This is a genomic window from Aeromonas sp. 602200 (assembly GCF_049173895.1).
GTDB classification, from domain to species: Bacteria; Pseudomonadota; Gammaproteobacteria; order Enterobacterales; family Aeromonadaceae; genus Aeromonas; species Aeromonas veronii_A.
Genome location: NZ_JAAKSL010000008.1, coordinates 93,723 through 118,577, shown reverse-complemented (window position 1 = coordinate 118,577; position 24,855 = coordinate 93,723). Strand labels below are relative to the sequence as shown.

The window sequence follows — 24,855 nt, the reverse complement described above, 5'->3', positions numbered from 1 at the left end:
CCTATTATGCACCGATATGGTGCATAGAGTTTACCCGCATCGGTGCGCTATATCACCCCTGGTTGGCTTTGGGGGTGGGTTTGGGAGCCGGCGTCACGGTCGCTCTATGCAGGTAAAAGGTGACTGGTGTGGATTTAGCAAGGATCGTACCGTCTTTGGCGAGCAGTTCTAGCTGAGCTTCGTGGGCACCGCGATCGACATTTTCGACCCGGATAGAGAGGCTGTTGCTGACGATGGGGGCTGCCTTGCCATCCAGGGTCAGGCGCACATCATACTGGGTTGGCGGTTTGGGGCTGATTTGACCCTGAAAGACGATATTGCCTGTGTTGTCGCGCAGGGTGCTGCCCTGTTCAGGGGAGAGCAGCTCGATCACCAGTTTGGCCGCCTCCTGCTCCTTCTTGGCATCGGCGCCAGTCAGGCTGTTGAAGTTGTCTACCTGTACCGAGCTGGGGGCGCTACCCAGCAGGGGAGCAGCCCGCAGATCCACCTCCTTTACGTTTTTGCCGGGAGGAGGGGCATCCGTGTAGTGGGTAATGCCATTGCCATCGACCCAGGAGTAGACCTTGGCCGCATGAGTACTAAATGAGGTCAGTAACAGGAGGGTAATTGCTCCTATGCCATGTATCTTGTTCATCCATCTCTCCTTGACGGTATCTTGCTTAATCCTATCAGAGAAAAAACCCGCCATCTGGCGGGTTTTGTCACGATTCGGCAAGCTGCCCCAATCTAAATGGGCTGTCTGCTGCGACTTAGACGGAGTAGTACAGTTCGAACTCCAGCGGGTGCGGAGTCATGCGCACACGGTCAACATCCTGCTGTTTCAGTTCCAGATAGGAGTTGATGAAGTCATCGCTGAACACGCCGCCACGGGTCAGGAACTCGCGGTCAGCATCCAGAGCAGCCAGTGCTTCGTCCAGAGAACCGGCAACGGTCGGTACTTCTGCAGCCTCTTCCGGCGGCAGGTCGTACAAGTTCTTGTCCATGGCATCGCCCGGATGGATCTTGTTGATGATACCGTCCAGACCGGCCATCAGCTGGGCAGCGAAGGCCAGGTACGGGTTGGCAGCCGGATCCGGGAAGCGCACTTCGATACGACGAGCTTTCGGGCTCGGTACCACCGGGATACGGATGGAGGCAGAACGGTTGCGGGCAGAGTAAGCCAGCATGACAGGGGCTTCATAACCCGGAACCAGACGCTTGTAGGAGTTGGTGGTCGGGTTGGCGAAGGCGTTGATGGCCTTGGCGTGCTTGATGATACCGCCAATGTAGTGCAGCGCCATCTCGGACAGACCGCCATACAGGTCCCCGGCGAACAGGTTGACGCCGTTCTTGGCCAGAGACTGGTGGCAGTGCATGCCGGAGCCGTTGTCACCGAACATGGGTTTCGGCATGAAGGTGACGGTCTTGTTGTAGGCGTGGGCCACGTTGTGGATCACGTACTTCAGTACCTGTACTTCATCTGCTTTCAGCGTAAGAGTGTTGAAGCGGGTAGCGATTTCGTTCTGACCGGCAGTGGCCACTTCGTGGTGGTGAGCTTCAACGACCTGGCCCATCTCTTCCAGCACCAGACACATGGCGGCACGGATATCCTGGGAGGAGTCGACCGGTGCAACCGGGAAGTAACCGCCTTTCACGAACGGACGGTGCCCCTTGTTGCCATGCTCATAGGCAGTGCCGGAGTTCCATGCGGCTTCTTCAGATTCGATTTTCACGAAGCTGTGGCCCATGGTGTTGGAGAAGGTGATGTTGTCGAACATGAAGAATTCCGGCTCCGGCCCGAACAGCACGGTGTCAGCGATGCCGCTGGACTTCAGGAAATCTTCTGCACGCTTGGCGATGGAGCGTGGATCGCGGTCGTAGCCCTGCATGGTGGCAGGCTCCAGTACGTCACAAACGATGTTCAGGGTGGTCTCTTCGGTGAACGGGTCCAGCTTGGCGGAGGCTGCGTCCGGCATCAGTACCATGTCGGATTCGTTGATGCCCTTCCAGCCGCCGATGGAGGAACCATCGAACATCTTGCCGTCTTCGAAGAAATCTTCATCAACCTGGTGAGCAGGGATGGATACATGCTGCTCTTTACCCTTGGTGTCGGTAAAGCGCAGATCAACAAACTTGACTTCGTGTTCCTGGATCAGGGCCAAAACGTTCTGGGCTGACATGCTAAGTAACCTCCGGTGTTAAAACTCTCTGGGTGAATGCGTCGTCGTATTCACATAAGCCAGTATCGTGCCAAGTTTGTGACAGCTTGATTTCAGGGCAATCTCGCTGAAGAGGCTCCCCAAAATCAGGCGATCTCGACTCGCGTTGCATCAATTTAGTGCGATGGTGGATCGTTTTGGTGCACTGTAATGGTGCGCGAAATACGGTCACCGCCCATCTAAGCAGGGTTTGTCAGAGAGGTCTATGATCCAGATCTGTTGTTATGCGCGAATGTACTGCAATTCTGCTAGGCAGATCACAAAGGCAAGAGTACAATTAGCGCCCAATTTTACCCGGTGATTGAGGCGAGAATGTTAGAGAATTTACGCAATATTGCGATTATTGCGCACGTTGACCACGGCAAAACGACTCTGGTTGATAAGCTGCTGCAGCAGTCCGGCACCCTGGACCGCTCCACGGAAGGCCAGGAACGGATCATGGACTCCAATGATCTGGAACGGGAACGTGGCATCACCATTCTCGCCAAGAACACTGCGATCCGCTGGAATGACTACCGCATCAACATCGTTGATACCCCGGGTCACGCCGACTTCGGTGGTGAAGTAGAGCGCGTACTGTCCATGGTTGACTCCGTGCTGCTGCTGGTTGACGCCGTAGACGGCCCGATGCCGCAAACCCGTTTCGTGACCCAGAAAGCGTTCGCTCAGGGTCTGAAGCCGATCGTGGTCATCAACAAGGTTGACCGTCCGGGTGCTCGTCCTGACTGGGTAATGGATCAGGTATTCGACCTGTTCGACAACCTGGGCGCGACTGACGAACAGCTGGATTTCAAAGTTGTTTACGCCTCTGCACTGAACGGTTGGGCCACCATGGATCAGGACGTCGAGTCCGAAAACATGGAGCCGCTGTTCCAGGCCATCGTTGACAACGTTGAAGCGCCGAAGGCTGATGCCGAAGGTGGTTTCCAGATGCAGATCTCCCAGCTGGACTACAACTCCTACGTGGGCGTTATCGGTATCGGCCGCATCACTCGTGGTCGCGTCAAGACCAACCAGCAAGTCACCATCGTTGGTGCTGACGGCAAGACCCGTAATGGTAAAGTCGGTCAGGTGCTGGGTTACCTGGGTCTGTCCCGTACTGAAGTTGCCGACGCGCAAGCGGGTGACATCATCGCTATCACCGGTCTGGGCGAGCTGAAAATCTCCGACACCATCTGTGACAACGGTGCCGTTGAAGCCCTGCCGCCGCTCTCCGTTGACGAGCCGACCGTGAACATGACCTTCCAGGTCAACACTTCACCGTTCGCCGGTAAAGAGGGCAAGTTCGTGACCTCCCGCAACATTCTGGAGCGTCTGAACCAGGAGCTGGTCCACAACGTGGCCCTGCGCGTGGAAGAGACTGATGATCCGGACAAGTTCCGTGTATCCGGTCGTGGTGAACTGCACCTCTCCATCCTGATCGAAAACATGCGTCGCGAAGGTTACGAGCTGGCGGTATCCCGTCCGGAAGTAATCCTGCGTACCGTTGACGGCGAACTGCAAGAACCGTTCGAAACTGTAACTGTGGACGTTGAAGAAGCGCACCAAGGTTCCGTGATGGAGCAGCTGGGTCTGCGTAAAGGCGAAATGACCAACATGACCCCGGATGGCAAGGGTCGTGTCCGCCTGGACTTCATGATCCCGAGCCGTGGCCTGATCGGCTTCCAGACCGAGTTCATGACCATGACCTCAGGTACCGGTCTGCTGTACCACACCTTCGACCACTATGGTCCGCACAAGGGTGGTAGCATCGGTGAGCGTCAGAACGGCGTGCTGATCTCCAACGCTACCGGTAAGGCACTGACTTACGCCCTGTTCGGTCTGCAAGACCGCGGTCGTCTGTTCATCGGTCACGCGACCGAAGTGTACGAAGGTCAGGTGATAGGTATCCACTCCCGTTCCAACGACCTGACTGTTAACTGCCTGAAAGGCAAACAGCTGACCAACATGCGTGCCTCCGGTACCGACGAAGCTCAGGTTCTGACTCCGCCGATCCGCATGACTCTGGAACAGGCTCTCGAGTTCATCGATAACGATGAACTGGTAGAAGTGACTCCGAAGAACATCCGTATCCGCAAGAAATTGCTGACCGAGCTGGATCGTAAGCGCTCTGGCCGTGGTTAATGCCATGTGCTGAGTCTCGGCAGCCCTCGCGGCCGCTGACGGTTCACTGATAAACGGACCCAAACCTCTGGTTTGGGTCCGTTTTTTTATGCTTGTGATCCGCTCTGGCCATGCCGATGAGGTCGTTCAGGCCACCGGTAATGGGGCTGATGAGCGTTGAGGGAAAGTCGTGGGGATGGACGAGATAAAAAAGCCGCAGCGGGTGAACGCTGCGGCTTTTTGCTTGCTTACGGTGAGCGTTACTGGCGCCAGAAGGAGGGGAAGAAGAGCACGGCGACCGTCAGGATCTCCAGTCGTCCCAGCAGCATGCCGAATGACAGCAGCCATTTGGCCGATTCCGGCAGGCTGGCAAAGTTGGTGCTGGGGCCGACCACCGGGCCCATGCCCGGGCCGACGTTGGCAACGGCGGTGATGGAGCTGGATATGGCTGTCAGGGGGTCAAGCCCGATGGCGCCCAGCAGTGCGGCTATCATCAGAATGATGGCGAAGTAGGCCAGCACGAAGGAGATCATTGAGCGGATGATGGCGTCATTGACTGTCCGGCCGTTGTACTTCTGGGGAAATACGCCGGAAGGGTGCATCAGTTGGCGCATCTGCTTCTTGAACAGGGCAAAGGCCACTTGTACCCGGAAGATCTTGAGGCCGCCCGCAGTGGAGCCAGAGCAGGCCCCAAGAGCCAGCAGCACGATGAAGACGATGCTGGCGAGCGGCCCCCAGGTGCCGAAGTCACCAAGACCATAGCCGGTGGTGGTGAGTACCGAGACGATGTTGAAGCAGCTGATGCGCAGGGCATCCCAGAAGCCGAACAGATCTCTCTCCCACAGATAGAAGGTCATGATGACTGTGACCCACACCACCAGCCAGAAGAAGCCGCGCACCTGGGCATCCTTGAGCAGGCTGTAGTCCCTGTGGTTCAGGCTCTGCACATAGAGTAGAAAGGGCAGGCCGCCGAGGAACATGAACAGGGTGCCAATCCAGTGTGCCGAGTTGGAGAAGTGGGACATGGATTGATCGGAGGTGGAGTAGCCGCCGGTACTGAGGGTGGTCATGGCGTGGTTGATCGCCTCGAACATATTCATGCCGCTGGCCCAGTAGGCCATGAAGCAGAGCATGGAGAGCACCAGATAGACCACAACGATGTTGTTGGCGACCGTCTTGGCACGCGGGGCGCTTTTGTCTGACCAGTCCGAGCTCTCGGTCTGGAACAGCTTCATGCCGCCGACGTTGAGATAGGGCAGTACGGCAACCGCCATCACGATAAAGCCGACCCCCCCCAGCCACTGTAGGATGGATCGCCACAACAGGATGCTGTGGGCCATGTTGTCGAGGCCGGAGAGCACGGTAGAGCCCGTGGTGGTCACCCCCGACATGGTCTCGAAGTAGGCGTCGGTAAAGTTGATGTGGGTGATGAAGACAAAGGGCAGCGCCCCGAAGATACAGGCAACCACCCAAACCGAGGTGGTGAGCAGGAACATCTCCCGCACCCCCAGATGAAACTCCGCCTTGCGGCCGTAATGGAGGCAGAGCAGGGCGGCGCCGTGGGTGATCAGCACGGACTTGAGAAACTCGACAAATCCCTCTGACCCGGTGAGCAGTGCCAGCAAGGTGGGCAGCCACATGAAGAGCGCCAGCTTGGAGAGCACCAGCCCGAGGGTGAAGATAATGGGACGCAGTTTGATCATGTTCGATAACCTGGTCGTTGATTAACAAAAGACCCGGACCATCCCCTTGGAGGAGCTGAGCCGGGTCTGGTTTGACAGCCTGTGCGCATGAAGACGTTACAGGAAGAAGGGGCTTGGCTGGAACAGCCGCTCCACTTCCGGGATGTACTTCTTGTCCACCAGGAACATGACCACGTGGTCATCCTGCTGGATCTTGGTACGATCGTGGGCGATCAGCACCTCATCCCCGCGCACTACGGCACCGATAGTGGTACCCGGCGGCAGCTTGAGCTCGCCCACCGTCTTGCCGACCACCTTGGAGGTGTTCTCGTCACCGTGGGCAATCGCTTCGATCGCCTCGGCAGCGCCGCGGCGCAGGCTGTAGACGTTGGCGATATCGGCCCGGCGCACATGGGTCAGCAGGGCCGAGATGGTGGCCTGTTGGGGCGAGATGGCGATATCGATGGAGCCACCCTGCACCAGATCGACGTAGGCGCCGCGCTGGATCAGCACCATGGTCTTCTTGGCGCCCATCTTCTTGGCGAGCAGCGCCGACATGATGTTGGCCTCATCCTCGTTAGTCACGGCGATGAAGACGTCAATTTGATCGATATGCTCCTCGGCCAGCAGCTCCTGATCCGCCGCATCGCCGCAGAAGACGATGGTGTTCTCCAGCAGTTCGGAGAGCTGCTCCGCCCGCTTCTGGTTGCGCTCGATAAGCTTGACGCTGTAGCGCTTCTCCAGCTGACGGGCGAGGCCTGCGCCGATGTTGCCACCACCGACGATCATGATGCGGCGGTAGGGGCTCTCGAGGCGCTGCAGCTCAGACATCACGGCACGGATATGGCCCGCGGCGGCGACGAAGAAGACCTCGTCATCCGCTTCGATGATGGTGGTGCCTTGCGGACGGATCGGGCGGCCCTGACGGAAGATGGCCGCTACCCGGGTCTCGATGTTGGGCATGTGCTCACGCAGGGTGGAGAGGGCATTACCCACCAGCGGGCCACCGTAGTAGGCCTTGACCGCCACCAGACCAACGCGGCCACCTGCAAAATCAACCACTTGCAGGGCGCCCGGGTATTCGATCAGGCGACGCACATAGTCGGTCACCAGCTGCTCCGGCGCGATCAGGTGATCAACCGGTACCGATTCCGGCAGGAACAGGCGATCCCGCTCGGTCAGATAGGCTGGCGAGCGGATCCGTGCCACCTTGTTCGGGGTGTTGAACAGGGAGTAGGCCACCTGACAGGCGATCATGTTGGTCTCGTCACTGTTGGTGACGGCGACCAGCATGTCGGCATCCTGAGCCCCCGCTTCGCGCAGCACCTTGGGGTGAGCGCCGTGCCCGTTGACCACCCGCAGGTCAAACTTGTCCTGCAGTTCGCGCAGGCGCTCACTGTCGGTATCGACGATGGTGATGTCGTTGTTCTCCCCGGCCAGGTTCTCGGCCAGGGTGCCGCCGACTTGGCCGGCTCCCAAAATGATGATCTTCATAGGGAACGTCTACTCACGTTGATGCTGTAAAGGGGAGCGCCAGAACGGAGCTGGCAGCTCTCCCGAATGAGGTTTGTCATGCCAGGTTCAGAGCTTGACCAGTTTGGCGTAGTAGAAGCCATCCATCTCGGCTTCACCCGGCAGGAACTGGCGACCCGGGCAGTCCGGGGTATCCTGTTCGTGCAACGGTACCAATTTGGCATCTTTGGTCGCGGCAAGGAAGGCGCGGATCTGGTCGCGGTTCTCTTCCGGCAGGACGGAGCAGGTAGCGTAGAGCAGGGTGCCGCCGCTTTTCAGCTTGCCCCAGAGGGCATTGAGAATGCGGCGTTGCAACTCGGCCAGCTCGCGAATGTCCTGATCACGGCGTAGCCACTTGATGTCGGGATGGCGGCGGATCACGCCGGTGGCAGAGCAGGGGGCATCCAGCAGAATGCGGTCGAACTGGCCCTCCGGCCACCACTGTTCCGGTGCCGCGGCATCGCCGTGGATCACTTTGGCGGTCAGGCCGATGCGATCCAGGTTCTCCTGCACCCGCTTGAGGCGGTTTTCATCGGCATCGACGGCAACCACGCCAGCCAGTTTGGGTTGCCGCTCCAGCAGGTGGGCAGTCTTGCCACCGGGGGCCGCGCAGGCATCCAGCACCCACTCGCCCGGTTGCGGGTCGAGCAGTGCCGCAGCCTGTTGTGCTGCTCCATCCTGTACCGAGCAGTCACCCACTTCAAAGCCGGGCAGTTTGGTCACATCGCAAGGACGCTCCAGCAGGATGCAATCCTCGCCCTCTTCACCGGCCACTGCATTGATGCCAGCTTCGGCCATGCGAGCCAGCATGGCATCGCGGCTCTGGCGCTGGCTGTTGTTGCGGATCCACATGGGGGGGCGCTGGTTGTTCGCCTCCATGATGAATTCCCACTCATCGTGATAGGCCTGACGCAGGCGCTTGGTGAGCCACTCCGGATGACCGAGGCGAATGCTGGGAACGCGGTCGATGCGCAGCAGAATGACTTCGGCGCTGCGCTGGAAGTTGCGCAGTACGCCGTTGATGAGGCCACGCAGTGAGGTGCCTTTGAGCAGTTTGACGGCGTTGACGGTCTCGGCCACCGCGGCGTGAGCCGGAATGCGGGTGTAGATGAGCTGATAGAGACCGACCAGAATGAGGTAGTGGAAAATGCGGCTCTTGTTCTTGAGCGGCTTGTCCATCATCTCGTTGACTGCCGCATCGAGGCGGGGCAGCCAGCGCAGGGTGCCGTAGCAGAGTTCTTGCAGGAGAGCGCGATCGCGAGGCGCGACCTTCTCCTGGGCAGCAGGCAGAACAGCGGAGAGGGATTGACCCTGATCCAGCACCTGTTGAATAACGAGAGCGGCCTGTGCACGTGTTTTCATAGAGTTACCTTAGATGCGCAAGTCGGGGCCTGGGCCCCGCTTGTGTCAATTCAATCCAGTTCAATTCAATTGCGTGCCGGGTTCAAACCAGTCGCGGCGAGAGTTGAGCAGATCCGAAACGGACATCGCCTTCTTGCCGGGCGGTTGCAGGGTCAGCAGGCGCAGTACCCCTTTGCCGGTCGCGATATCGATCCCCTGCTTGTCGGCCTTGAGCAGGGTGCCGGCGGGTTGGCCGTGGTCGATGTCGATGACGGCGGCTTGCCATACCTTGACGGTCTGGTCAGCTACTTCAAACCAGCTGATGGGCCAGGGGTTGAACGAGCGAATACAGCGTTCGATGGCAACAGCTTCCATCGACCAGTCTATGCGGGCCTCTTCCTTGGAGAGCTTTTCGGCGTAGTTGGCCAGCGCATCATCTTGCGCCTCGGCAGCGGTTTCACCGGCAGCCATGGCACCGATGGTGTCGACCAGCGCCTGCGGACCCAGCTCTGCCAGCTTGTCATAGAGGCTGGCGGAGGTCTCGTCGGCGGCGATGGGGCAGCTTACCTTGCGGATCATGGCGCCGGTATCCAGCCCCACATCCATCTGCATGATGGTGACACCTGTTTCGGCATCGCCCGCCCAGATGGAGCGCTGGATCGGTGCCGCGCCACGCCAGCGGGGCAGCAGGGAGCCATGGACGTTGATGCAGCCCAGACGCGGGGTATCGAGTACCGCCTTGGGCAGGATCAAGCCATAGGCCACCACGACCATCAGGTCTGCGCCAAGGGCGGCCAGTTCGGCTTGCGCCTCTTCCTTGCGCAGGGTAGCGGGCTGGTAAACCGGCAGGTTGTGGGCCAGTGCCAGCTCTTTGACCGGGCTGGCGGTGAGCTTCTGGCCACGGCCGGCGGGCTTGTCGGGTTGGGTATAAACGGCAACGACCTCGTGGTCGGAAGACAACAACGCCGCCAGGTGACGGGCGGCGAAGTCGGGAGTACCGGCAAAAATCAGTTTCAGCTTATTCAACGGGGCAGATCCTCAGAGGACTTTGCGATCTTCACGGGCCATCTTTTCCAGCTTCTGGCGAATGCGCTGGCGCTTGAGCGGGGACAGGTAATCCACGAACAACTTGCCCATCAGGTGGTCCATCTCATGCTGGATACAGATGGCGAGCAGGTCGTCCGCTTCCAGCTCGAACGGTTTGCCGTGGCGATCCAGGGCGCGGATCTTGATCTGCTCAGCGCGAGGCACCAGAGCGCGGCTGCCAGGCACGGAGAGACAACCCTCTTCAATGCCGGTGCTGCCACACTGGGAGATCACTTCCGGATTGATCAATACCAGAGGATCTTCACGGTTTTCAGAGACATCGATCACTATGATGCGTTGATGAATATCCACCTGCGTTGCGGCCAGGCCAATGCCTTCCTCCGCATACATGGTTTCGAACATATCATCTACAATTTGTTGTAACTCGGGTGTAAAGGTCTCGACAGGGGCTGCGATAGTACGCAGACGCTCATCGGGAAAACGCAATACATCTAGAATGGCCATAGTTTTTTCTTTAGTTTCGTATAAATGCAGTCAATATTGGCGTAATTCTAGTCATTTACGCCGACAAAAAACAGCAACACTTTGCGCGCAGAGGTAACAGGGAGTGTTATGTATCTGAAGCAAACCATCCTCACCTGCCTGCTGGTGACCATGAGCCAAGCCGCTCTGGCCGATCAGCTGAGGTTGAAAGCGGGTTATCCCGAAAGCTATGTAGTGCAAAAAGGCGATACCCTGTGGGATATCTCCGGCAAATATCTCTCTGAGCCATGGCTGTGGCCCCGGCTCTGGAACATCAATCCACAGATTTCCAATCCGCACTGGATCTACCCAGGGGACGTGCTGCACCTGAGCTGGGTCAATGGTGAGCCCCGGCTGGGCAAAGCGATGCAGGGGGGCAAACAGGTCATCCGTCTCGGCCCGAAAACCCGTTATGAGAGCAAGGCAAATCCTATCCCTACTCTGCCCTTCAGCGAGATAGGCCCCTTTTTGCAGACGGACCATATCTTGGCCGACAGTCAGCAGCAGAAAATGCTGCCCTATTTGCTGGGTTCCGACGAAAAGCACATTGGAATGCTTGAGGGGGACACCCTCTATGTGCAGGGAGCTCTGATACCGGGCAAGATGTATGGCATCTATCATCCCGGGGTGGTCTACAAGGATCGCGAGACAGGTGAGCTTTTGGGTCAGGAGGCCATCTTTGCAGGCGTGGTGCGTGCGGTAGCGCTGCTGGATGGTGATCGGACCGAAGTGACTCTCACCCACAACCAGCGTGAAGTATTGCAAGGTGACAAGATTATGGAGCTGCCCCCTCAGGAGAACATGCCTGCGGTTTTCATGCCCAAGGCTGCCCCGGCGATTGCCCCTGGCTACATCATCGACTTGCCGAGCAAAGCCAGGGGAGGGGGCAAGTTTGATGTGGTCTTGATTAACAAAGGCGCTAGGGATCAACTCTCCGCGGGCGATGTGCTCGATGTTCGGCGTCCGGGGGTTGCGCTGGTCACCAAGAATGGTGCAGTGCAATACAAGGAGTTCTCCTCTGTCTACGACAAGGTGTTCTACAGTAGTGGCAACCAGAAGGCACCACTGCCCTCTGAAGCTATTGCCCGCGTCATGTTGTTCAAGGTGTATGACAAGCTGAGTTATGGCCTCATCATGCAGAGCAAGGACATGGTGAGCTCGGGTTATCAGGTCACTCACTTCTGACGTGAACTACCCCGATGAGCGCTTGGCGCTCTGGTTAACCCTCAATGCGGTTACCGGAATCGGCCCTGTAACCGCAGTTCGACTGCTGGAGCAGAGCGGTGGTTCGATTGATGCCCTGTTTCAGAGCGATGAAGCGCAACTGTATGGTATGGGGCTGTCGTCAGAGCAGGTCAGGCAACTGCGCTGGCCCTCGCCGGTGGTTGAGCAGAGCCTGGCTTGGGCCGCTTTGCCTGACAATATCCTTATTCCGCAAGATCACCCGATTTATCCACCCTTGTTGCGGGAAATTCCCGCAGCTCCCCTGTTGCTCTACTGTCGTGGCGATCTTGCTGCGCTGTCGCTACCCCAGCTGGCAATGGTGGGGACACGCCATCCTACCTATGCAGGTAAAGATAATGCGTCCCGCCTCTGTAGCGAGCTGGTTGGATGCGGGTTAGCCATCACCTCGGGTCTTGCGCTCGGTATCGATGGTGTTTGCCATCACCAAGCGCTGGCTTGTGGCGGTATCACCCTTGCCGTGTTGGGTTCCGGGCTGGATTGCCTCTACCCCAAACGCCACCAGGGGCTGGCAGGCCAGATTCTGGAGAGCGGTGGCTTGCTTATCTCCGAGCTGGCACCGGATAAAGGACCGCTGGCTGAACATTTTCCTCGTCGCAACCGTATTATCAGTGGTCTGTCGCTGGGAACTCTGGTGGTGGAGGCGACCGAGCAGAGCGGTTCGCTGATCACCGCCCGTTATGCGCTTGAGCAGGGGCGCGAAGTGTTTGCGGTACCCGGTGCCCTGCAAAACGCCCAGGCGATAGGGTGCAACAGATTAATTCAGCAGGGGGCCAAACTTGTGCTGAGTGCGGCCGATATAGTGGAAGAGCTGCCAGAGTGGATCGCACGGCCACATCCGTCGGTCATACCATCTGAGCAACCGCATAATAGCGAATTGCCTTATGCCGATTTGTTGGATAACGTAGATTATGAGACCACGAGCGTGGATACCGTTGCCGAGCGGGCCCAGCTTCCTGTCGAAGTGGTATTGGGCAGGTTGGTAGAGCTGGAGCTGGCCGGTGCAGTGATGGCGGTAGCCGGTGGATACGTCAGAGCGAGGAGGGCGAATCATGTTTGATGTATTGATGTACCTTTTCGAGACCTACATCCACAGCGATGCAGATGTGATGGTCGAGCAGGATGAGCTCACCGACGAGTTGAGCCGGGCCGGTTTCGATAAAGAAGAGATCGACAAGGCGCTCGACTGGCTGGAGCGGCTGGCCAATCTGCACGACAGCGAGCGGGAGGTCTATGTCACCGCCAGCGCGCAAGGCTCGATGCGTATCTATGCTCCGCAAGAGCTAGCACGCCTCAGCACCGAGTGCCGCGGCTTCCTGCTCTTTCTGGAACAGGCCCAGGTGCTGAATGCCGAAACCCGCGAGATCTGTATCGAGCGCCTGCTCGAACTGGACAAGCCGGATATCGAGCTGGATGACCTCAAGTGGGTCGTCATGATGGTGCTGTTCAACGTGCCGGGCAGTGAAAATGCCTACCAGCAGATGGAAGAGCTGGTGTTTGATGAGTCAGACGGCGTCATTCACTGACAGTCCGGTGCCGCGCTGGTAGAATTCAGGCCATCTGGTTTTCAAGGCGCGGCCCATGTCAAAAATCGATCATCACCTCTTTTCAGCCCACGAACATGCCTTCGAGCGCGAGCCGTGCCCGCAGTGCGGGGCCGAGCTGGTGATCCGCCAGGGCAAACATGGCCCCTTTCTCGGCTGTTCTGCCTATCCTGCCTGTGATTACATCCGCTCCCTGACGCCATCCGGCCGCGACATCGAAAAGGTGCTCGAAGGCTCTGCCTGTCCCGATTGCGGAGAGCCGCTGGCGATCAAGAAGGGGCGTTACGGTCTCTTTGTCGGTTGTACCCAGTATCCGGCCTGTCAGCACATCGAATCCCTGCAGGAGAGTGACGATACCCAGATACTCTGCCCCGAGTGCGGCAAGGGTCATCTGGTGAGCCGCACCTCCCGCTACGGCAAGCAGTTTTACTCTTGTGATGGCTATCCACACTGCAAATATGTGGTGAACGACAAACCGATCCCCATGCCTTGTCCCGCGTGTGGTTGGGGCATCATGGTAGAGAAAAAAGTGAGGGGAACTCTGCGTTGGGTCTGTCCGCAAAAGAAATGCGGCCACCAAAGTGAGCAGGTATAATCCCGCCGCCGCAACCGGATTGAAACGTTTTCGGTGAACTTCAACCCCCCACTTGGAGTAAGGAAATTCCCACCATGAATAAACCCTTTGTTGCCGTATTGATGGGCTCTGATTCTGATTTCCCCGTGATGCAGACCACCCTCGAGGTGCTCAAGTCATTTGATATCGCAGTGGAAGTCAAAGTCACCTCCGCGCACCGCACGCCAGCTGCGACCCATCAGTATGTGACCGATGCCGAGGCCCGTGGCTGCAAGGTCTTTATCTGTGCTGCCGGTCTGGCTGCGCATCTGGCGGGTGCCGTAGCCGGCATCACGACTCGTCCCGTGATCGGGGTGCCCATCGACGGTGGTCCGCTCAAGGGGCTGGATGCGCTGCTCTCCACCGTGCAGATGCCGGGTGGTGTACCGGTAGCGACCGTGGCGATCGGCAAAGCCGGTGCCAAGAACGCAGGTTATCTGGCAGCCCAGATGCTGGCAGTAGCCGATGATGAACTGGCGGCCAAGGTTCGGGCCGAACGCCAGAAGAATGCCGAAGAGGTGATGGCTAAGGATGCCGCCCTGCAGGCTCAACTCAAGTAAGTGAATAGGTGGCGATCCGGATGTGTCGTATTTTTCCTGTGCAACAGCAACACGTCACTTTGCCATGGTCGCCGCCATACGGATTCAACTTGCTACTAAGTGACGAGGCGGCAGCGTGGCTGCCGCATTTTTCCTATGCCAAATGAATTTGAACAGGCAGTTGCCGCCCTCCAGCAGGAAGGGGTGATTGCCTATGCGACCGAGGCCGTGTTTGGTCTGGGATGTGATCCCGACTCCGAAGTGGCGGTGCAGCGACTGCTGGCCATCAAACAGCGTCCGGTAGAGAAAGGGTTGATCCTGATTGCTGCCGACGTGGCGCAATTGCAGGATTACATCGATCTGAGCCAACTTAGCGGTGAACAACTGGCTCGGGTTGAAGCCAGCTGGCCCGGTCCTTTTACCTGGATCATGCCTGCCCGTGCGACGACGCCGGTCTGGCTGACCGGGCAGTTCGAGACCCTGGCGGTACGCGTGACGGCTCATCCTCAGGTGCAGGCGTTGTGCCGTGCCTTTGGTAAGCCGCTGGTCTCTACCAGTGCCAACTTGACCGGTGAGGAGCCTGCCCGTCGGGTGGCCGATATTGGTGAGCGGCTGGCAAGCAAGTTAGCCTATATCCTGCCCGGGGAAGTGGGTGGTCAAGCCAACCCATCAGAGATCAAGGACGCCCGAACCGGCGCCATTATTCGCCCCTCCTGAGCAGGCGGATACGTCATGATTTGCTATCAATCCGCTGAGCGGTGAGCTCATCGGATTGATTCAACTATAAAAATGGACAGGGCGTTCACGATCCTGCCTGACTGGAGACAAGATGAGCAAACCGGATGTGGCCCAGGTCAAGGCCTTCCTGTTGCAGTTGCAGGACGAGATCTGCCGGGGTCTGGAGCAGGCCGATGGCAGTGGACACTTTGTGGAAGATGCCTGGAGCCGTGCAGGCGGTGGCGGTGGTCGCACCCGTGTGCTGCGCCACGGCGCGGTGATCGAGCAGGGGGGCGTCAACTTCTCCCATGTCTATGGCGATGCCATGCCTGCCTCTGCTACAGCCCATCGGCCAGAGTTGGCCGGTCGCAAGTTCGAGGCGATGGGTGTGTCGCTGGTGATCCATCCGCACAACCCCTATGTGCCGACCAGCCACGCCAACGTCCGTTTCTTCATCGCCGAGAAGGAAGGCGAAGAGCCCATTTGGTGGTTTGGCGGTGGCTTCGATTTGACGCCCTTCTATCCGTTTGCCGAGGATGTGCAGCACTGGCATCAGGTCTCCCGTGATCTCTGCCAGCCCTTTGGTGATGAGATCTACCCCGAGTTCAAATCCTGGTGCGATCGCTACTTCTTCCTCAAGCACCGCAACGAGACGCGAGGGGTGGGCGGTCTCTTCTTCGACGATCTGAATCGCTGGCCTTTTGCCGACTGCTTTGCCTTTATGCAGGCGGTAGGTCGGGGTTATCTCGATGCCTACCTGCCGATCATCGAGCGACGCAAGGCGCTGCCCTATGGCGAGCGGGAGCGGGAGTTCCAGCTCTATCGTCGCGGTCGTTATGTGGAGTTCAATCTGGTGTATGACCGTGGCACCCTGTTCGGGCTGCAGACCGGCGGACGTACCGAGTCAATCCTGATGTCGATGCCACCGCTGGCACGTTGGGAGTATGACTGGCAGCCGGAGGCGGGCACTCCTGAAGCCTTGCTCTACAACGATTACCTCACGCCGCGAGAGTGGCTGTGACCCGAGGGACCATGATGGTCCCTTTTTACTGGCCGTTATTCGGCTTGTTCCCGAGAGTGAAAACCCGTTAAATCGGAATATTGCCCTCTGATGGAACTCTTTGATGGATCGTTATCTGGTTTTTGGCCACCCGGTGCGCCACAGCAAGTCCCCCTTCATTCACACCCTGTTTGCCAGACAAACCCAGCAAGAGCTGGAGTATGGGCTGGCTGAACCCGCCGTCGACGAGTTTGCCCAAGCCCTGCGCACCTTCTTTGACCAAGGGGGCAAGGGATGCAATGTCACCGTTCCCTTCAAGGAGCAGGCATTCACTCTGGTCGATCGCTTGAGCCCGAGGGCCAAGCGGGCGGGCGCGGTCAATACCATCAAGCTGACCGATGATGGCGTGTTGCTGGGGGATAATACCGATGGCGCCGGTCTGGTCGCCGATCTCAAGTCCCATGGTGTGACGCTGGCGGATAGCCGGATCCTGCTGCTGGGTGCCGGTGGAGCAGCGCGCGGTGCATTGGCGCCACTGCTGGCAGAGCTGCCGAGCGAGCTGGTGATCGCCAACCGCACCCACACAAAAGCGCAACAGTTGGCTGCCGAATTCTGCGATCTGGGGCCTGTGACTGCCCAGACCTATGAGCAGTTGGCAGGGCCATTCGATCTCGTCATCAATTCGACTTCTGCCAGCCTGCAAGGGGAGCTACCGCCGCTGGCTCCCGCCCTGATCCACACCGATATTGCCATCTACGACATGATGTATGGCGCCTCGGATACGGCCTTTATCAGTTGGGCCAAACAGCATGGGGCCCGTCAAACCATGGATGGACTCGGTATGCTGGTGGAGCAGGCCGCCGAAGCGTTTACCGTGTGGCGCGGAATTCGTCCCGGGACTAAACAGGTATTGAGAGAGTTGAAGCGTAACTTGGGGGTGATATGAACCAGGGGATTCTGTTTCCCGACCTGATGGAGTGGCAGGCTGACGAACAGCGGGTGCGGTTTCCTGCCCAGCAGATGGGGGCGCTGATAGATTGTTACATTAGCCAGCGGCGACTGGAGAGAATGACAGGTCTGGCGCTGACGAGAGAGGATGACATCGTCAGAGCCTTCGAAAGTGTACGTTTTGATATTGAAGACATGGCTGAAAAACTCATTGAAGAACAAGAGTTTGCTGAAGATGGCGCTATCTATCTCTGATTTTTAAAAGTTTTTTTGTTTTGTAGCGGAACTACTTTGAAATGGCACTGACTAACTAGATAGTTGAGGAAGTGCTAGCTAGTCACCTTTATAACTCCCCGGTCTTCGTACTGGGGATTTTTTTATCTTTATGAAAATAAAAGATTTTTTCTTAATCTGTAAGTTGTGAAACTAAATTACATAAATTACTTTCACTTTCTGCTGCTTTGCTGTACAGTTGTCTGCGTAGGGTACAGAGGTAAGATGTTCTATCTTTCAGACCTTTTATTTCACGTAATTGAATGTGGCTGAATAGCTGCCCCGATGAGGTTCTCGTCGGGGTGTTTTTTTATGCGCATCATTTAGAGTAAATGCTTTAAATTGGCGATGCATTTGATAGAATGAGGCTGCTTCTTGAGGAATACCTGTCGTCTGGTACTCAAGATTCAGCTTCTTCCCAATTTTTTGAACTTATTATTTCAGGCTGGATGGCATCACTGTCGTCCGGCCTCATTTTTATCCCTTTCGGTTAGAACTTGTAATTAAATTTCATTTTTGTCTCTTTGTGTAATTCTTGTTCGTTTTGAAAGAACGAATTTGAAAACGCTATCAACGCCTACTTAAGTTAATTATTTTTGTGAATTAACTGCCTATCTATATGAACTTTAAGCAGTATTGGATATAGCAGGGGGAGGCGAATGCGGGGTATTTGTCGTGAGGCAGGTGAAAGCAGTAATCTGAAACCCTTTCAATCAGCGGAGGAGTGCTCCGCCAATTGCAAGGAGAGCGAGGAGTAGATTACTCCTCGGCAGGTTGCTGTTCGTCAGCGTTCAGCAGGTCGGTATCGTCACCACTGACGTACCATTCGGTCAGGGTTTGCGCCAGCTTCTCCACACCGATATTGGTGAGGGAGGAGAACGCTTCGACCTGGATCTGGGAGCCGAGGTTGGCAACGGCCTGGCGCACCTTGATCACCTGGTTGTTGCGCGGACCCGGGCTCAGTTTGTCGGCCTTGGTCAGCAACAGCATAACGGGCAACTGACGGTGCGAGCTCCACTCCAGCATGTTCATGTCGGTATCTTTGAGCGGGTGGCGGATGTCCATCAGGATCACCAGACCTTTCAATGACTCACGGCGCTGCAGATACTCTGCCAGTGACTTTTGCCACTTGAGCTTCATTTCCAGCGGAACTTGCGCATAACCATAACCCGGCAAGTCGACCAGACGCTTGCCCGGTTCCAGCTCAAACAGGTTGATCAGCTGGGTACGACCAGGTGTCTTACTGGTGCGCGCCAGGTTCTTGTGTTTGGTTAAGGTGTTCAATGCAGATGACTTACCGGCGTTGGAACGGCCGGCAAACGCGATCTCGACACCCCCATCATTTGGCAGGTGACGGATGTCGGGTGCGCTGGTCACAAAATGCACCTTATTGAAATTCAGAGTTTGTGTATCCAACGTAAATTCCCCATGGAGATAGAGGGTTATAGAGTTACTTTTTTGTAAAATGGTGTAAAATAGCGTCGCTTAAACGCGTTTATTTTAACATGCCTTCAGCGGCATGGGATCTGGAAGCCTAATAACGAAAAGTTGGAACGCCATGAAGAACCTAGTCATTACTCTTGCTCTGATGGTTGGCGTAACGGGGATGGCACAAGCCAAGGGCGATGCCGCTGCGGGACAGACCAAGGCTGCCGTTTGTGCGGCTTGTCATGGACCGGACGGAAACAGCCTGGTTGATATGTACCCCAAAATTGCTGGTCAGCACGCATCATATATCAAAAAGCAGTTAGTTGAACTGAAGGCTGCCGCTTCTGGTCAAATTGGCCGGGTTGCGCCAGTGATGGGGCCGATGGCGTTACCTTTGTCGGAACAGGACATGGATGACCTGGCGGCTTATTTCTCCAGCCTGAAGGTTACCCCTATCGCTGTCCCTGACGACGTGGTCGAAGCGGGCAAGGCACTCTATATGGGTGGTGACATGAGTCGCGGTCTGGCAGCTTGTACGGCTTGCCATGGTCCCCGTGGCTCGGGTGTCGAACAGGCGAAGTATCCAAACCTGTCCGGCCAGCATCCTGCCTATATCAAGGCTCAGCTCACCGCATTCCGTGCCGGGACGCGTGACAACGATCCGAATGGCATGATGCGGGACGTTGCCAAGAAACTGACTGATCAGGATATCGAAGCCCTCTCCAAATATGTGGCGGGTCTGCACTGATATAGTCGATACGGTCGATTTGAGTTGAAACGGGGAGCCTGGGCTCCCCGTTGTTTTTATGGCTTTCAGATAATTCTCGGTTTAATCCCCCCGTTCTGTAAGAGATCTCCCATTCTCAAGGCAGGCCAAGGCTCATAAAATTGCATAAAATATTAAATAATCATTACTTATCAACAGATTATATAAATATTGATATTTTTCGACATGTTGAGAATGTTTTGAGTGGATTGAGCCTCTTTATAGAGTTGGTACAGTAGGCTTAATGGATTCACCCACGGATTGGGTGGCGGTTTCACGACAGGGTGTTGTGAGCAGAGGATGGCTAGCGTGGCGGGATGCCATGGGCTCGGATGAGCTGGCAAAGGATTGAAGGATCAGGATGGTGACCATCTCCGGAGCGGGATGGGGTTGCGGGATGCAGACTCCCCGGCACGATGGCAGGATGCGGTCGAGACGGGTCAAACAGGCATACGCACATTCAGGAACGACCAATATAAGGTCAGGATGACCACACAATGATATGATGCGGCGACAAGTTGTCACGGAGAGGACGAAACAGATTGTTTTGCCATTCAGGATGGCGCACGCATGAACATATCAAGGCAGCTTCGGCTGCCTTTTTTCTTTTGGGTCATTAACCCGATTAGCCATTCTGTGTCAAAATACCAGCAACATGCCCAGAGGATACCGATCCTGCGGTGTTCAGTGGCCTGATTGGGCCGGATTGGTGCGGGATCCTGCTCTTGTTCCAGCCTTACTGTTCCTCGCATCGTATCCCACCGGGTGAAATCATCCCGGGTACGGGTCAAACCAGTTATTTTTCGGAGTTAGCCATTCATGTCTGCCAAACAACCCACTCGCAAGCCTACTGGCAAGCGCAAAGAATCTGATGTCAGTGCTCAGGAAGGCCGTGAGCGTAAACGGGCTGCCAAGCGCAAAGGCCTGAAGGCTGGTTCTCGTCAGCAAGTTGAACAGCCGAAGAACAAGTCTGGCAACAGCCAGTCCACAGATCCGCGTATCGGTTCCCGCAAGCCGGTAGTTCTGGTGGTGGATGACAAACAGAAGAAGCCGGCAGCACCCAAGGCGGTGAAAGAGAAGACGCTGGTGATGACGCCCGAGCAGGAGCTGGCTTCCATCGAAAACGATGACCGCTTGAATGATCTGCTGGATCGTCTTGATGCCGGTGAAACCCTGGAAGCGGCCGAGCAGGCCTGGGTTGATCAGCGTGTCGACCGTTATCAGGAGCTGATGGATGAGCTGGGCATCATCGACAACGACGATGATGAAGATGATGAGCTGCCGTTTGATGATGGCGATGACGCCGAGTTCGACGAGCAGAAACCGGCCTCCGAAGAGGAGTTGTGGGACCGTTTCAACCAGGTCGATTTCAAGCCGGAACCCAAGCCTGAGCCGAAGAAAAAGTGATGAGTGGATGGATGCTGGCCGCCCTGTTGGGCGGCCTGATTTTGTCAGGGTTGGCCATCTATGCAGGCATGCTGCTGGCCAGGCTGAGACGGCAGCAAGCGATGCAGTGGCGGGCTATTACTGCTCGCAATGAACGAATTCTGGAGAGCGTACGGGTCATTGCTCATGCGGTGCAGGAGGGGCAGTGCGATTACTCCGAAGGCGCCATTCGGCTGACCAATCTGCTGGATGCGTTGCAGATCAAGGGGGGACGAGCGTTCGTTGCCGAGTTCCCGGGTCTGTACGGGCTGTATGAGAAGGTGAAAGATATGCCGACCCATGAGGCCAGACGCGCCCTCAAGCGCAATGAAGTGATGAAGATGGATCTCGAACGCAGCGGCTACGAGGCCGAGCTGGAGGCTCAGATCCTCAAGGATGTGGCCCAGCTGAAGGATTTTCAGTTAGGTCGGTGAGCCAACAATAACAACAAGAGAGGAAGCGAGCGTGCAAGCAGAACAGATTGTGTGGGATCAGGCCCTGATCGAAAAATATAACTACAGTGGCCCGCGATACACCTCTTATCCCACTGCGCTGGAGTTCAACGAGAGCTTCGGCTATCCGGATTTTGTCCGCGCTGCCGGCCAGTATCCCGAGCGCAATCTGTCGCTCTACGTGCATATCCCTTTCTGTCACAAGCTCTGTTACTACTGCGGCTGCAACAAGGTCATTACCCGCCATCAGCACAAGGCTGACGAGTACCTCGACTACCTGGAGCAGGAGATCAAGGCGCAAGCCCCGCTCTTCAAGCATCGTCTGGTCACCCAACTGCACTGGGGTGGCGGTACACCCACCTATCTGGATGAAGCGCAAACGCGCCGTCTGATGGCCATGCTGCGTGAGCACTTCCATTTCGCCGAAGAGGGGGAGTTCAGCATCGAGGTCGATCCGCGCGAGATTGCCATTACCATGCTGGATGTGCTGCGAGATGTCGGCTTCAACCGCATCAGCCTCGGGGTGCAGGACTTTAACAAGGATGTGCAGGTCGCAGTCAACCGCGAGCAGGACAACGACTTTATTAAAGCGATGCTGGAACGGGCCCGTGAACTTGGCTTCCGCTCGACCAACCTCGACCTTATCTATGGCCTGCCGCATCAGGATCGTGCCAGCTTCCACCATACGCTGGAAGAGGTGCTCAAGACGGATCCGGCGCGCCTCTCCATCTTCAACTATGCCCATCTGCCGAGCCGCTTTGCCGCCCAGCGCAAGTTGAAAGAGGTGGATATGCCTGCGCCGCAGGAGAAACTGGCCATGCTGCAGGACACCATCGCCTTCCTGACCGGTCAGGGTTACCAGTTCATCGGTATGGACCATTTTGCCAAACCCGATGACGAGCTGGCAGTGGCGCAGCGCGAGGGCAAGCTGCACCGCAACTTCCAGGGCTATACCACCCAGGGAGATTGTGATCTGCTGGGGCTGGGGGTCTCCTCCATCAGCATGATCGGTGATGCCTATTCCCAGAACCAGAAAGAGCTCAAGGCTTATTACGCACAGGTTGCAGAGCTGGGTCATGCCCAGTGGAAAGGCTGCTCGCTCAATCAGGATGACCTGATCCGCCGTGAGGTGATCAAGCGGCTTATCTGTGATTTCCGTCTGAACTTTGCGTCTGTCGAGCAGGCGCACGGTCTCAATTTCAGAGAGTATTTTGCCGACGATCTCAAGCTGCTGCAGACCTTCATCAACGATGGATTGGTGCGTATGACGGAGGATGGTCTGGAGGTCTCCTCCACGGGGCAGCTGCTGATCCGCAATATCTGCATGTGTTTCGACGTGTACTTGCGCAACAAGGCGCGCCAGCAACAGTTCTCTCGCGTGATATAAGCTTGTTTGCCGATTAGAAAACAGAAAAGGGCGCCATCGTGGCGCCCTTTTCATATGTATTTTTGCTTAAGCAGCGGGTCGGAAAGGTTCTGGTAAGAAGTCTCTGCGCTGAGGCAAGCAATTGAGAGCCAAGCAAGGGGACGGTGAAATGCAGATAAAAAGATGGGGGCGACTTGCGTCGCCCCCGGTAGTCGTATCGCTCAGATCCTTGAACGAAGTTGCTCCCTGCAATCCCTGACTGTTTACCTCTTCCTTTAGGTTTCCCCTTCCCAATCCTTTGGGGTGTCCTTTAGCCATCTTGGCCTGACGAGTCATCCTGTCCCGTCGCACTTTCTCCGTCCCGGGAGGTGTCCTTTACCACATCCTGTGGTGAGTCCATTTGCCCAACCCTGGCAGCCAGTCTTCCTGACCGACTTCATTGCGTCCGTGCATGAGTAACTATAAGGATTTTCTAACCGGCTACAACGTCAGAATGGAAAACGTTTTTTCTATTAGCTGTTTCGAAAGTGGTGTGTTTCGATTTATTCATTTATAAACAGATACTTAAGTTAATCGCCTTCACGTTTTAAGATCCTATCTTCCGATTATCTCGAGGATCTTTTAGGCTGTTTACTTACATGTGGAATGGCAGATCTCTTACACGGGATTTTGGTTACTTTGGAAACAGATTCTGTGCTCTGATGGTGATCACCCAATGTGGGTGTGACGGCAGGAAAAGAGCAGTGAATGGGGTATTTATAGGTGCTGGTTGAGGCGCTCATAGATGGTTTGGCGCTCTTCAGGGGTGAGCGAAGAGAAGTAGTGGGTAAAGAGGCGCAGTAGCAGGGACTTGTTCATGCCGTCTTGTTGGGTCAGATTACCCAGCTCATCGATGGCCACTGTACTCATGGAGAAGGTCGCTTTTTTAAAACTGGGCTTCAGATGCTCACCACTCTCGATAAAGGCCAGTGCCGACAAGGCTTCATCCCTATGCAGACTCAACTCAAGGCTGACAACCTTGGGTTTACCCTTGGCGTAGAACTCAGCATCTTCGATAAATTCATCGACAGTGAACTTCTTCTGGTGATGCAGCTGATGCTTTTTCTTCAGATCCGCCAAGCCCATCTCATACCCCCACTTTCAGGAACTCTTTGGCGATGGCCCGGATCTCTTCGGCAGATTTGCCATCCGGTTCTATCTCCATCACCGATAATCCCTTTTCCTCACTATCGTCGTAGACGTTGCGGCCATAGGTGATGGAATTCAGTACATCGACTCCGAACGAGGCACATACCTCTTTGGCCTCGAGAATCCGCTTTACCTGATTGGGCAAAGATGGACATTGGGTCAACACAACGGCTGCATTGAGGGTCGGATTGACCATCTTGCAGGTGGTGATCAGATCTTCCATATGGGGCAGGGTCTTGAGGTCGCGGCGTTTCGGGCGCAAGGGGATCAGGGCGTGGGTGGCGACAGCCATGGTGGAGCGCAGTGCCCGGTTGTCTTGCCCGCCGCAATCGACGATGACGTAGTCATAGCGATTTTTCAGGCTAAGCAGATCGTTGCGAATATTGCCATAGAGCTGAACGCAGTTGATTTGTGGCAGATCCGGGTTGTCATTGCGTTCCTGAATCCAGTCCGAGGTAGTGCGTTGCGGGTCGCAGTCGACCAGTAACACCTCTCCCTGAAATTGGGATCTGAGGTAGACCGCCAGATTTTGCGCCAGGCAGCTCTTGCCACTGCCACCCTTCTCCCCACCGACCAACAAGATCATGACGTTCCCCTATCCATGAGAAAACCGCTGATTTCAGTATAGGAGGGGGTTGGCTCATCACAAGGCGAGAGGAGTGATGCTCCTCTCGTTCTGCAGGTTAATAGTGAACACTGCCGCCATGCCAGCGGCAGACATAGTCGGGCACCAGCATCTGGGGAGCCTTGTCGACATGGCAGACCACCATGGGTATGGCAGGGGCTCCTTCAGCCTGACTGAGGGTGGGGAGCGCAGAGAGCAGCAAAGTCGCGAGCAACAGCATGGGTTTCATCTTCATAACAACTCCTTGGTAGTGTCATTCCTGTGTGATCCGGATCACTTTCTGAGTTAAGTCGAGGTTGGCGCCAGCGCAAGGTGAGGTGAATA

At 56.4% G+C, this 24,855-nt stretch carries 25 protein-coding genes; 14 read left to right on the top strand and 11 right to left on the bottom strand.

Features of this window, described 5'->3' with window-relative positions; all coding sequences use genetic code 11:
• Positions 1-52 precede the first annotated feature (52 nt).
• The gene (locus G5221_RS11690; RefSeq protein ID WP_100647086.1) at positions 53-634 is read right to left on the bottom strand and encodes a DUF4124 domain-containing protein; all 582 of its coding nucleotides are present in this window, start codon (positions 632-634) and stop codon (positions 53-55) included.
• 115 nt (positions 635-749) lie between these two features.
• Positions 750-2,159 (bottom strand): glutamate--ammonia ligase, encoded by a 1,410-nt coding sequence (gene glnA, locus G5221_RS11685; protein ID WP_005339672.1) that lies wholly within the window; start codon positions 2,157-2,159, stop codon positions 750-752.
• Between the two features lie 351 nt (positions 2,160-2,510).
• On the opposite strand from glnA, the gene typA reads away from it, so the two are divergent.
• On the top strand, positions 2,511-4,322 hold the full coding sequence (gene typA, locus G5221_RS11680) for a translational GTPase TypA (RefSeq protein WP_106844305.1): 1,812 nt from the start codon (positions 2,511-2,513) through the stop codon (positions 4,320-4,322).
• A 239-nt stretch (positions 4,323-4,561) separates the two neighbouring features.
• Here typA and G5221_RS11675 read toward each other — a convergent pair whose 3' ends face one another.
• From G5221_RS11675 to def, 5 genes are all read right to left on the bottom strand, one after another.
• Positions 4,562-6,004 (bottom strand): TrkH family potassium uptake protein, encoded by a 1,443-nt coding sequence (locus G5221_RS11675; RefSeq protein ID WP_216952300.1) that lies wholly within the window; start codon positions 6,002-6,004, stop codon positions 4,562-4,564.
• A 96-nt stretch (positions 6,005-6,100) separates the two neighbouring features.
• Complete coding sequence (gene trkA / locus G5221_RS11670; RefSeq protein ID WP_005339689.1) at positions 6,101-7,477, bottom strand: Trk system potassium transporter TrkA; 1,377 nt, start codon at positions 7,475-7,477, stop codon at positions 6,101-6,103.
• An 87-nt stretch (positions 7,478-7,564) separates the two neighbouring features.
• The gene (gene rsmB, locus G5221_RS11665; protein ID WP_005341964.1) at positions 7,565-8,857 is read right to left on the bottom strand and encodes a 16S rRNA (cytosine(967)-C(5))-methyltransferase RsmB; all 1,293 of its coding nucleotides are present in this window, start codon (positions 8,855-8,857) and stop codon (positions 7,565-7,567) included.
• 60 nt (positions 8,858-8,917) lie between these two features.
• Positions 8,918-9,862, bottom strand: a complete 945-nt coding sequence (gene fmt / locus G5221_RS11660) for a methionyl-tRNA formyltransferase (protein WP_368227063.1) — start codon at positions 9,860-9,862, stop codon at positions 8,918-8,920.
• A 12-nt stretch (positions 9,863-9,874) separates the two neighbouring features.
• The gene (gene def / locus G5221_RS11655; protein ID WP_216952294.1) at positions 9,875-10,387 is read right to left on the bottom strand and encodes a peptide deformylase; all 513 of its coding nucleotides are present in this window, start codon (positions 10,385-10,387) and stop codon (positions 9,875-9,877) included.
• A gap of 108 nt (positions 10,388-10,495) precedes the next feature.
• Between def and G5221_RS11650 the strand changes: the two genes are divergently transcribed.
• From G5221_RS11650 to G5221_RS11610, 9 genes are all read left to right on the top strand, one after another.
• Positions 10,496-11,590 (top strand): LysM peptidoglycan-binding domain-containing protein, encoded by a 1,095-nt coding sequence (locus G5221_RS11650; RefSeq protein ID WP_421263271.1) that lies wholly within the window; start codon positions 10,496-10,498, stop codon positions 11,588-11,590.
• 1 nt (position 11,591) lies between these two features.
• Entirely contained in the window at positions 11,592-12,707 is a 1,116-nt protein-coding gene (gene dprA, locus G5221_RS11645; protein WP_421255738.1) for a DNA-processing protein DprA, read from the top strand.
• Positions 12,700-13,173, top strand: coding sequence for a DUF494 family protein (locus G5221_RS11640; RefSeq protein ID WP_005339699.1), 474 nt, complete (start codon positions 12,700-12,702; stop codon positions 13,171-13,173). The genes dprA and G5221_RS11640 overlap by 8 nt, the downstream gene beginning before the upstream one ends.
• 55 nt (positions 13,174-13,228) lie before the next feature.
• Positions 13,229-13,786 carry a type I DNA topoisomerase gene (locus G5221_RS11635; RefSeq protein ID WP_005339702.1) on the top strand — a complete coding sequence of 186 codons (558 nt, stop codon included), beginning with the start codon at positions 13,229-13,231 and terminating at the stop codon, positions 13,784-13,786.
• A gap of 74 nt (positions 13,787-13,860) precedes the next feature.
• Entirely contained in the window at positions 13,861-14,364 is a 504-nt protein-coding gene (gene purE / locus G5221_RS11630) for a 5-(carboxyamino)imidazole ribonucleotide mutase (RefSeq protein WP_005339704.1), read from the top strand.
• Positions 14,365-14,499: 135 nt separating this feature from the next.
• The gene (locus G5221_RS11625; RefSeq protein WP_421263270.1) at positions 14,500-15,060 is read left to right on the top strand and encodes a Sua5/YciO/YrdC/YwlC family protein; all 561 of its coding nucleotides are present in this window, start codon (positions 14,500-14,502) and stop codon (positions 15,058-15,060) included.
• Positions 15,061-15,172: 112 nt separating this feature from the next.
• Positions 15,173-16,081 (top strand): oxygen-dependent coproporphyrinogen oxidase, encoded by a 909-nt coding sequence (gene hemF, locus G5221_RS11620; protein ID WP_236368063.1) that lies wholly within the window; start codon positions 15,173-15,175, stop codon positions 16,079-16,081.
• A 103-nt stretch (positions 16,082-16,184) separates the two neighbouring features.
• Positions 16,185-17,006 carry a shikimate dehydrogenase gene (aroE, locus tag G5221_RS11615; protein ID WP_407959364.1) on the top strand — a complete coding sequence of 274 codons (822 nt, stop codon included), beginning with the start codon at positions 16,185-16,187 and terminating at the stop codon, positions 17,004-17,006.
• Positions 17,003-17,263, top strand: a complete 261-nt coding sequence (locus tag G5221_RS11610) for a DUF1488 domain-containing protein (RefSeq protein ID WP_019445781.1) — start codon at positions 17,003-17,005, stop codon at positions 17,261-17,263. Before aroE ends, G5221_RS11610 begins: the two co-directional genes overlap by 4 nt.
• A gap of 777 nt (positions 17,264-18,040) precedes the next feature.
• Here the strand turns inward: G5221_RS11610 and yihA are convergent.
• Positions 18,041-18,697 (bottom strand): ribosome biogenesis GTP-binding protein YihA/YsxC, encoded by a 657-nt coding sequence (gene yihA / locus G5221_RS11605; protein ID WP_005339709.1) that lies wholly within the window; start codon positions 18,695-18,697, stop codon positions 18,041-18,043.
• 142 nt (positions 18,698-18,839) lie between these two features.
• Between yihA and G5221_RS11600 the strand changes: the two genes are divergently transcribed.
• The 4 genes from G5221_RS11600 (at position 18,840) to hemN (ending at position 22,739) form a co-directional block, all read left to right on the top strand.
• A complete protein-coding gene (locus G5221_RS11600; RefSeq protein WP_005339710.1) occupies positions 18,840-19,457 on the top strand; it encodes a c-type cytochrome in 618 nt (205 codons plus the stop codon).
• Positions 19,458-20,294: 837 nt separating this feature from the next.
• Complete coding sequence (gene yihI, locus G5221_RS11595) at positions 20,295-20,882, top strand: Der GTPase-activating protein YihI (RefSeq protein ID WP_421263269.1); 588 nt, start codon at positions 20,295-20,297, stop codon at positions 20,880-20,882.
• Positions 20,883-20,893: 11 nt separating this feature from the next.
• Entirely contained in the window at positions 20,894-21,334 is a 441-nt protein-coding gene (locus G5221_RS11590) for a DUF2489 domain-containing protein (RefSeq protein ID WP_164537978.1), read from the top strand.
• A 31-nt stretch (positions 21,335-21,365) separates the two neighbouring features.
• Positions 21,366-22,739: an oxygen-independent coproporphyrinogen III oxidase gene (gene hemN / locus G5221_RS11585; RefSeq protein ID WP_266135228.1), complete on the top strand. Its 1,374-nt coding sequence runs from the start codon at positions 21,366-21,368 to the stop codon at positions 22,737-22,739.
• Between the two features lie 735 nt (positions 22,740-23,474).
• Here hemN and G5221_RS11580 read toward each other — a convergent pair.
• The 3 genes from G5221_RS11580 to G5221_RS11570 all read right to left on the bottom strand — a co-directional run bounded on the left by G5221_RS11580 (position 23,475) and on the right by G5221_RS11570 (position 24,766).
• Complete coding sequence (locus G5221_RS11580) at positions 23,475-23,843, bottom strand: CopG family transcriptional regulator (protein WP_216952276.1); 369 nt, start codon at positions 23,841-23,843, stop codon at positions 23,475-23,477.
• 1 nt (position 23,844) lies between these two features.
• Positions 23,845-24,492 carry an AAA family ATPase gene (locus tag G5221_RS11575; protein ID WP_216952274.1) on the bottom strand — a complete coding sequence of 216 codons (648 nt, stop codon included), beginning with the start codon at positions 24,490-24,492 and terminating at the stop codon, positions 23,845-23,847.
• Positions 24,493-24,589: 97 nt separating this feature from the next.
• Positions 24,590-24,766: a hypothetical protein gene (locus G5221_RS11570; RefSeq protein WP_421172631.1), complete on the bottom strand. Its 177-nt coding sequence runs from the start codon at positions 24,764-24,766 to the stop codon at positions 24,590-24,592.
• Between the last annotated feature and the right edge of the window lie 89 nt (positions 24,767-24,855).

Coding starts and splice junctions, on each gene's coding strand:
- purE (WP_005339704.1), top strand. CDS start 13,861: ATGAATAAACCCTTTGTTGCCGTATTGATGGGCTCTGATTCTGATTTC.
- G5221_RS11675 (WP_216952300.1), bottom strand. CDS start 6,004: ATGATCAAACTGCGTCCCATTATCTTCACCCTCGGGCTGGTGCTCTCC.
- trkA (WP_005339689.1), bottom strand. CDS start 7,477: ATGAAGATCATCATTTTGGGAGCCGGCCAAGTCGGCGGCACCCTGGCC.
- G5221_RS11635 (WP_005339702.1), top strand. CDS start 13,229: ATGTCAAAAATCGATCATCACCTCTTTTCAGCCCACGAACATGCCTTC.
- rsmB (WP_005341964.1), bottom strand. CDS start 8,857: ATGAAAACACGTGCACAGGCCGCTCTCGTTATTCAACAGGTGCTGGAT.
- G5221_RS11625 (WP_421263270.1), top strand. CDS start 14,500: ATGCCAAATGAATTTGAACAGGCAGTTGCCGCCCTCCAGCAGGAAGGG.
- G5221_RS11600 (WP_005339710.1), top strand. CDS start 18,840: ATGAAGAACCTAGTCATTACTCTTGCTCTGATGGTTGGCGTAACGGGG.
- G5221_RS11690 (WP_100647086.1), bottom strand. CDS start 634: ATGAACAAGATACATGGCATAGGAGCAATTACCCTCCTGTTACTGACC.
- yihI (WP_421263269.1), top strand. CDS start 20,295: ATGTCTGCCAAACAACCCACTCGCAAGCCTACTGGCAAGCGCAAAGAA.
- G5221_RS11570 (WP_421172631.1), bottom strand. CDS start 24,766: ATGAAGATGAAACCCATGCTGTTGCTCGCGACTTTGCTGCTCTCTGCG.
- G5221_RS11580 (WP_216952276.1), bottom strand. CDS start 23,843: ATGGGCTTGGCGGATCTGAAGAAAAAGCATCAGCTGCATCACCAGAAG.
- G5221_RS11650 (WP_421263271.1), top strand. CDS start 10,496: ATGTATCTGAAGCAAACCATCCTCACCTGCCTGCTGGTGACCATGAGC.
- G5221_RS11590 (WP_164537978.1), top strand. CDS start 20,894: ATGCTGGCCGCCCTGTTGGGCGGCCTGATTTTGTCAGGGTTGGCCATC.
- G5221_RS11610 (WP_019445781.1), top strand. CDS start 17,003: ATGAACCAGGGGATTCTGTTTCCCGACCTGATGGAGTGGCAGGCTGAC.
- aroE (WP_407959364.1), top strand. CDS start 16,185: ATGGATCGTTATCTGGTTTTTGGCCACCCGGTGCGCCACAGCAAGTCC.
- typA (WP_106844305.1), top strand. CDS start 2,511: ATGTTAGAGAATTTACGCAATATTGCGATTATTGCGCACGTTGACCAC.
- glnA (WP_005339672.1), bottom strand. CDS start 2,159: ATGTCAGCCCAGAACGTTTTGGCCCTGATCCAGGAACACGAAGTCAAG.
- hemF (WP_236368063.1), top strand. CDS start 15,173: ATGAGCAAACCGGATGTGGCCCAGGTCAAGGCCTTCCTGTTGCAGTTG.
- def (WP_216952294.1), bottom strand. CDS start 10,387: ATGGCCATTCTAGATGTATTGCGTTTTCCCGATGAGCGTCTGCGTACT.
- G5221_RS11575 (WP_216952274.1), bottom strand. CDS start 24,492: ATGATCTTGTTGGTCGGTGGGGAGAAGGGTGGCAGTGGCAAGAGCTGC.
- G5221_RS11640 (WP_005339699.1), top strand. CDS start 12,700: ATGTTTGATGTATTGATGTACCTTTTCGAGACCTACATCCACAGCGAT.